General features: G+C 40.5%; 5 protein-coding genes. 1 reads left to right on the top strand and 4 read right to left on the bottom strand.

Features of this window, described 5'->3' with window-relative positions:
- Positions 1–494: 494 nt before the first annotated feature.
- The 3 genes from FVR03_RS23685 to FVR03_RS24675 form a co-directional block, all read right to left on the bottom strand.
- Positions 495–1,544, bottom strand: coding sequence for an alpha/beta hydrolase (locus FVR03_RS23685; protein ID WP_147924253.1), 1,050 nt, complete (start codon positions 1,542–1,544; stop codon positions 495–497).
- A 353-nt stretch (positions 1,545–1,897) separates the two neighbouring features.
- Positions 1,898–2,335, bottom strand: coding sequence for a hypothetical protein (locus tag FVR03_RS23690; protein ID WP_147924254.1), 438 nt, complete (start codon positions 2,333–2,335; stop codon positions 1,898–1,900).
- Between the two features lie 120 nt (positions 2,336–2,455).
- On the bottom strand, positions 2,456–3,547 hold the full coding sequence (locus FVR03_RS24675) for an alpha/beta hydrolase (protein WP_147924255.1): 1,092 nt from the start codon (positions 3,545–3,547) through the stop codon (positions 2,456–2,458).
- 182 nt (positions 3,548–3,729) lie between these two features.
- On the opposite strand from FVR03_RS24675, the gene FVR03_RS23700 reads away from it, so the two are divergent.
- Positions 3,730–4,506, top strand: a complete 777-nt coding sequence (locus tag FVR03_RS23700; RefSeq protein WP_147924256.1) for an NUDIX hydrolase — start codon at positions 3,730–3,732, stop codon at positions 4,504–4,506.
- Between the two features lie 337 nt (positions 4,507–4,843).
- Here FVR03_RS23700 and FVR03_RS25095 read toward each other — a convergent pair whose 3' ends face one another.
- Positions 4,844–4,978, bottom strand: a complete 135-nt coding sequence (locus FVR03_RS25095; protein ID WP_255474380.1) for a hypothetical protein — start codon at positions 4,976–4,978, stop codon at positions 4,844–4,846.
- Positions 4,979–5,226: the final 248 nt, after the last annotated feature.

Raw genomic sequence — 5,226 nt, forward strand, 5'->3', positions numbered from 1 at the left:
TTTTGGCGCTGTCTTGTTTTTTGTGTCTTAACTACTGATTCACAATTAATTAAACCCAAAACTCGCGTTATTAGTAAAAAAGGGGTTGGGCTTTGAAAACCCAATTCCTTTTTGGATTGTGTTCTAAAGTGTATGATTGTTTCCATAGAAGAAAGTTAGCTTCATATTAAAAACTACAGAAAACTCGTTTAGATTATTTATGTAGCTATAAAAGCTAAACTCTATCTCAATCTTTTTCTCCTAATACAGCTTAACCGCTCTTATCGTTCTAGTCTGCTCCTTTTTCATATTTTTATCCTACTCCTCTTATACTTTAAGAAAAGGACAGCTGTTGCTAGCTTCTGGTAAAAAGTGAGTAAAATGGACCATCCAAATGAGTTTTCTGTAGTTTTTAATAATTATGGGATTATATAAATGCCCGAACGGATATACTATAAAATCAGATAAATATAAATTGAATATCATGAGTTCGCGGTTTGAACTTTACTTACTACTTAATTTATCAATGATTTAGCATTAATAAAATTAACTACATCTTTAAAAGCCGTTTGTCCGGCATCCGTTTCAAGATTGAAGTTATAATCGTGTGGTAATTTTTTATTACTACCTGTCCAATAACGTGTGGTAACCTCAACACCTTTGGACTTGAGTATTGCCTCCAGCTCGTAAGTTTGAGGCTCCAATGGGTCAGCATCTCCTGTTGTCATGTAGGTAGCAGGGTAATCAGAAGTCACATTTTTCACTACTGACAGTTCATCAATTCTTGCATAGCGTTCATATTTTTTCTGTCCTGTATAGCCCCATACATATTTTCTAAAACCCGGAAAGTTGTTCTTCCCGACAGTTTCCATATTGTATGGACCGGAATATAATATAATGCCTTTAAGATGAGCAACGGGCATCTCTATAGCTATCCCTACTTGCTTCTCAAATGCATCATTGGTAATCATTGCGCCTAATTGACCCGATATTTGAGCGCCTGCTGAATTGCCACCTATGAAGAATTTGGTGGGATCTGCCCCGTACTCTTTGGCATGGGTTTGAATATAGGCAATAGCTGCGGCTGACTGCTGAATTGGAGTTGGATATTTATATTCTGGAGAAAGTGAATATTCAAGAGAGGCTATCACAAAACCTTCTGACGCTAACAGTTTAGAAAATGGACCTAATTGATTTGCTGTACCCATCATCCAGCCACCTCCGTGAACTAAAAACAGGATAGGCTTTAATTGATCCGTTGATGTATTGGATGTATATATTATCAAACCTGCATCTGGTGCGCCCGCTACAGGAATTTTTATAAGTTTGTGCTCGGTTACATCTTTTATGTTTTCTTTGTAAGGACCCAGTTTTACAGGGTTCGTGCTGTTAATTAATGGACGGAGTACTTTAGAGAATGGTTTTGGTCCACATTGCGTTAATAAAATAGACGTGAACAGCAAGAACGTAGCATTTACTACTAACCTCGCCCATCTATTTATTGTGGATACTTCAGGAACAATATGCAGCTTCTTATTGCAGGTGTTGAATTGCTTTTCTTTCATAATAAATTATTTATTTGTTCCTAAGTAGAATTTTATCGTGGAATTGGAGCAAGGCCAAGTTTGGTTAACCAATTGAACGTTATCTGTCTATAGCCCTGGTTCGCAATACTTCCGGGAATACCGAATATTGGATGATCTGCAAAAAGAATCCGAACCAGCTCTATTTTCGCACCTGCTTTTCTGGCCTTTTCCGAATAGTTGTCAATACTTACAGTAATGCAGGGAAATTGAGTTTTGCAACCACTATTGACGTTATACTAAATGACGCTTTGACTGAAATTAAAGGTCTATAGTGCCTGAATCCTGTTTTTATTGATCTTAAGACAACTAGTAAACTTCATTCAGGAGTAGCACTACCATTTTTGGGTTAAACCAATTTTCAGGAAGCCTATATCATTGAAGCCCAATTCACCAAAAACACCATACCTTTCCCCAAAAAGCCGCCGGGCTCCTACATGGGCGGGGACAAACACGTTGCCTTTATTGCTTACCAAGCCCGAATAAGTAAACGAGTAATACGAAACCCCGGCTCCCAGGTAATAGTCCATCTTTTTATTGTGTCGGTTCAGCAATGAATTAACATAATAAGAGGCTCGGATACCCACCGAATAGGCGCTATACTGAGAAGGTTCGGAGAGGGGGCGACGAAAATAGCTTCCTGAAACCCCTACCGTTACATTAGGCATTATCCCGACATCAACACTACCCATGTAGGCCGGGCGCCGACCCGAGTGGTAAGCAGGGCCATGGAAACCGAGCCCTAAATTAATAAACTGGGTCGTGCGATCCACACTGGTCTGGGCAAACGATGAGTGAACCCCAAAAAAGCAAACGGCTAATAAACTGATACCAAGGAATCGATTCATAGGATGTATGGAGTTTGTAGATTGGTCGTGAATAAAGGGCTGATGTTATTGTCCATTGTTAATGAGATTGGCTATTTGCTCCCAGGTCTTTTTGGATTCCGGGGCATTCGGTAAAGCCGACATCCAGCCATGTATCATTTGGGGATACTCGTAAAAGTTTAAAGGCTGGCATTTGGCGTTCATCATATCCCTTAATTTCAGGCAATCGGGGCTGGTAATGTCGCGGCCTCCAATAAACACACTGATAGGTGGCAAGCCTTCTAAAGGTCCATTAATAGGACTGATCTGATAGAAGCTTAAATCAGTGCCGTCCGCCCAAACCGTAACGGCCTCACGAGCCAGTTTTACCCTTAAAATCGGGTCCTGAAGTTTATCAATGGCCGGATTGGAAAAAGTAGCGTCGAGCGCGGGAAACAACAGGATGGTCTGCGCAGGAAGCGGCCTGTTTTCGATCTTCAGTTTCTGCGTGAAACCCATAGAAAGGTTTCCGCCAGCCGATTCACCCATAATGATGATATTCTCAGCCCCCACCCTGGCGACCAAATCATCGTAAACGACCTGAAACAAGCTATAGGCTTCCCGATAACTATAATAAGGAGCCAAGCCATAATCGGGTAGCGTAATGGTTGCTCCTGTGCGGTCCATAACCTGGGCATACAGGTCGTCATAGTTTTCAGGTCCGATGTTTGTTCCCCATCCGCCACCGTGAATATACAGAATATGATGGCCGCTAGCACCAGTCTTAGGCTGCAATGTAAGAACCTGACGGCCTTGAAATACGGCCGTATCGGCGGTATGATTTTTCAAAAAGGAAGCTGTTGGTGCGGCCATTATCACACTAGATGCCGTCGAGTCCTGGTTGTAGTAAGAATCCTCCTTTACAAAGGTCGCTATCAGATTTATTCCTGAAATGGCAACCTGAAATTGAAGACTAATAGGCTCCTTATGCAAGTAGGTTTTCGTGTTACAGCCGGTAACCTCTACGCTTTCTTCCAAACAGCTTTGCAAGCTTATCAGGGTAATGAGTAGAAAGAACGCCCTGATTAGCCTGCCATTAAACAAGGTGCATAGGCTATCTAACCAATTAGGCCAGAGTATATTATGATTTATTTTACTTGTTACGTTGTTTATTTTCATAACTGTTATGAGTATGGTGGGTTGTTGCTAATTAGATAGCCAGGTGGTTAAGTAGCCGGCGATTTTTTTAACTAAAACACATTAAAAAAAGCTTTTATTAAATTTTAATAAAACAAAGGTAATTTATTTTTTACTACTTTTGTTAAAATTTAATAAAAGTAGTAAAATAAGTTACCTGTCATATGGAAAACTTACAGGAAGCGATTGATTTTTTTAAGAACGGACACATTAATTACCGCCCGCACCTGACAGTAGATTGTGCCATCTTCGGATATATTGATGGGCAGTTGCAGATCTTACTGAGTAAGCATAAATTTTTCACGATGTGGTGCTTGCCTGGTTTTTACGTCCGGAAAGACGAAAACTTAGATCAGGCAGCGGCTCGTATCACAGCCGAGCGCACTGGTCTTAAAGATTTGTTTTTACGCCAATTCAAGACATTCGGCAATCTCGGCCGCCACCTTTCTCCCGCATTTGCTCAGGAAAAATTAACTGGTCTTACTGGCATAACTTTAGACGAAACCAACTGGTTGCAAGGCAGTACTGTATCGGTTGGTTATTATGCCCTAACTGATATAGTCAAAGTTAAGCCCACCATTGATTTTCTTTCCAGCGAGTGTCGCTGGTTTGCGATTGACCAGCTTCCCCCCTTAGGGTTTGATCATGATGAAATGGTACAGGAAGCGCTGGCTACAATGCGCATGCATCTGTATCACTTTCCGCTGAGTAAACGTCTCTTGCCGCCTAAGTTCACCCTTAAAGAAATCAAGCAGTTTTATGAGGTTATGTCGGGCAAAACACTAAATGCATCTAATTTCCCTAATAAGCTAATTTCCCTGGAGCTGATTGAAAAGACGAATGATCAGAAAAAAAACGTTGCTCATCGCTCACCGACCTATTATCGATTTAATGAACAAGCTTACCAGGAAGCCCTAATACAAGGGAAAGTATTGGTTTAATCTGTTACCGCTTAAATTCAAATGAAATTGCTCAAAGTAGTATTACTTAGTTGATGATCAAAATTACTTTACTTAGTAGCTCTGCACACCCGCTGGATTTAGAAAATGCCAAAAAATATTCCATAATGGATTATTGTGAAAAGCCTCTTACTAAGAAGAAGCTAGCGAAATTTTCACTAAGTACATTCAAGTAAAAAATACCGGATATACCCTTGGCAAAATTCGGATGCAAAACCTTCTGGAGGCTGTTTTCATTCGAATAATTTAGAAGCGACCACTGAAGCAAGTTGATTTATCTGGCAGAACTTTTTTAGTTTGTACTTGGTGCTTACCCAATTTAATTATTAGGCAACAGGTTGTCAGTCTTTACCTTGTGGTACTGTTTCTCCAGCTCTTCTCTGGCGGTGTTGACAGTAAAGCTCCAATGAATTTTACGGGCGAACTGTCCTTTTGCCGCCACTTGCTCAGCCATCCGTTTAAGGATGCATCAAATACACATCTTTCTATCTTTGTCAGATTTGAGTATTTACTTAAATCTGCCTAAAAGGTCTCCAGCCAAAGGTAGTAACTCCAAAGGTGCATTTGTCACTTAAATCCAGGGCATCTAAACAGGTGCCGGTCCTGATTTGAAGTTTTTGGGCTTTTTCTGGTAAAAGAGAAGGCTGAAACCAACTCACCAGATTACTCACCTTCTTTACTTAGCGAAAAACTGAATAAATT

The sequence above is a fragment of the Pontibacter qinzhouensis genome (assembly GCF_008017455.1).
Taxonomy (GTDB): domain Bacteria; phylum Bacteroidota; class Bacteroidia; order Cytophagales; family Hymenobacteraceae; genus Pontibacter; species Pontibacter qinzhouensis.